A 2,499-nucleotide genomic window follows, 5' to 3' on the forward strand; every position below is an offset into this window, starting at 1 on the left:
TACGATCTCAACCAGGCGGATCGGTTCGAGCAGCTGTTCGGGGGACTTGCCATCGGCAAAAATCCCACCGCCGGGCATAACCGATACTTGGTACTGAAATGGGACTTCTCCGAGGTCAGCCCATTGGGCGATGGCGAGGAGATCAAGCGTAATCTTCATCGTTACCTCAATCTTCGGATCGGCGCCTGCTCGGATTATTATCGGGAAACACTGCCGGGTCCCCCCCAAATCGATCCCCAGGATGCCCTTGCCTCTTTTCAGTCGCTACTGAATACCGTGCGGCAGGCCGGTTACCCCCTGTATCTCCTTATCGACGAATACGACAACTTCGCCAATGAATTGATGATGGGTCATCGCAGCGTGGAGGAAAGCCGTTATCAGGCCCTATTGTCCGGCGAGGGCTGCATGAAGGCCCTGTTCAAGACCATCAAGGCCGCTGCCGGTGGGCGGGGGTTGGGGAAGGTATTCATCACCGGTGTGTCGCCGGTTGCTATGAGTGATCTCACGAGTGCCTACAATGTGGCGAAAAATGTCTATTTGCAGGTGCGATTCAATGCACTGTGCGGTTTCCGGGAAGTGGAAATTGCCGCAATGGCGGCACAGATCGCCGGGGAATGCGATTTGTCTCAGTCCAAGGTGGATGAAGCGCTCTCCATGATGCGGACATTCTATAATGGTTATCGCTTCAGTCGCCGTGCCGAAGAACAGGTCTACAATCCAACCCTTGCCCTGTATTTTCTGGAAGAATTTCAGCGTGAGTGCCGCTATCCGGACAGAATTCTGGATAGCAACCTAGCCATGGACCGGGGCAAGATGCACTATATCTCCCGCTTGCCCGAGGGCCGGAAGCTCATCTTCGATGCTTTAGCGGAAACAGCATCCGTAACGATTTTCGAGCTGGCCGATCGCTTTGGTGTGGAGGACATACTCTACGCCCCCAAGGATACCGGCTTTGTGGCATCCCTCCTGTATTATTTCGGCATCCTGACCCTGGGCGGCGTAACACCCTTCGGCGAGCTTATCCTGCGCATCCCCAACCTGGTCATTCGGAAGCTCTATGCGGAACAAATTCAGGAAATGTTACTGCCGGAAGGGAGGGATGGGGACCTGGCGCGCCGGGCCGCCGAAGCCCTGTACCAGCGCGGTGATCTGCAACCTTTGTGTGATTTCGTGGAACAAAAATATTTCAAGGTGTTCAGCAACCGTGATTACGCCCGGAGCAATGAGCTGACCGTCAAGACCGCGTTTCTGACCCTGCTCTTCAACGATACCCTGTACATCATGGAATCGGAGGCCGAGCTGGAACGCGGTCATGCGGATCTGACCATGATCGTGCGCCCGGACAGGCGTCAGTACCGGATACTGGATATCCTCATCGAGTTTAAATTCGTGTCGCTGAAAGAGGCCGGACTCGATGGTAAAACCCTCAAAACAATGGATCGCGATGCCTTAAGGGCGCTGCCCGCTGTGCAAAACAAACAGCGCGAGGCCGAAGCGGGTCTGGCGCGTTATCAGGCCAAATTGAAGGCCAAATTCGGCGACTTGCCACGCCTGCACAGCTTCAGCGTAGTAGCGGTGGGATTCGAGCGATTGGTATTTTCACTGGTGGAATGATTTCGCTGGCGAAATCATACGACAGTGGTGGTTGATATTTAAATGATTTGTTGGGCACGCCGCCGTCCATCGATGCGGTTCGCGCAGAGTAGTGTGTGCACCGGCCAACAGGCTCAGAACCACCGCGCTCACCGCATCCTACGGGCTTTGCCCAACCTACCCTCGATGCATCAAATGAACACATGGAAGCGCCGGTTATTTACGCCACTTAACATCCCATGACTAACCCCCAAAATAATAGCGATGCTTACGACAGCCCCTGGAAAGCCGTACTCGAACACGCCTTCCCTGAATTCATGGCCTTCTATTTCCCCATGGCGCACGCCCAAATCGATTGGACACAAGGCCATGAATTCAAAAACACCGAACTGCGTCAGGTCGTGCGCGACGCCGAACTTGGCAAACGTTTCGCCGATACCTTGGTGCAAGTCACCCTCGAGGGGGGCGAACAAGGTTGGATCTACATTCACATCGAGATCCAAGGGCGACGCGACAGCGACTTTGCCAAGCGCATGTTCACTTACAACTACCGGCTCTTCGACCGCTACGCCCGCCCCATCGCCAGCCTTGCCGTGCTGGCCGATGAGGACGCAGGATGGCGACCCGACCGCTATGGTTTCGAGGTCCTCGGCTGCCGTCATACACTGGAATTTCCGGCCGTTAAACTCATCGACTATGCAGACCGCGCTGAATTGCTCGAAGCGAACCCCAACCCCTTCGCCCTTGTTACCGTCGCGCATCTGCGCACCCGTCAGACCAAAAACGACCCGCAAGCCCGCTATCAGGCCAAGCTCAGCCTTGTGCGTTCGCTTTACCGGCAGGGTTGGAACCGGCAGCGCATACTGGATCTGTTTGCCGTCATCGACTGGATGATGCGCCTGCCGA

The 2,499-nt window shown here is 55.7% G+C and carries 2 protein-coding genes; both read left to right on the forward strand.

Annotation, left to right across the window (positions count from 1 at the left end; genetic code table 11):
- On the forward strand, positions 1-1,614 hold a 1,614-nt coding region (locus tag BQ17_RS16020; protein ID WP_089728745.1), incomplete at its 5' end, for an AAA family ATPase.
- A 218-nt stretch (positions 1,615-1,832) separates the two neighbouring features.
- A partial coding sequence (locus tag BQ17_RS16025; RefSeq protein ID WP_176722474.1) for an Rpn family recombination-promoting nuclease/putative transposase occupies positions 1,833-2,499 on the forward strand: 667 nt, incomplete at its 3' end.

The sequence above is a fragment of the Candidatus Thiosymbion oneisti genome (assembly GCF_900092655.1).
In the GTDB taxonomy this organism is placed as follows: Bacteria; Pseudomonadota; Gammaproteobacteria; order Chromatiales; family Chromatiaceae; genus Thiosymbion; species Thiosymbion oneisti.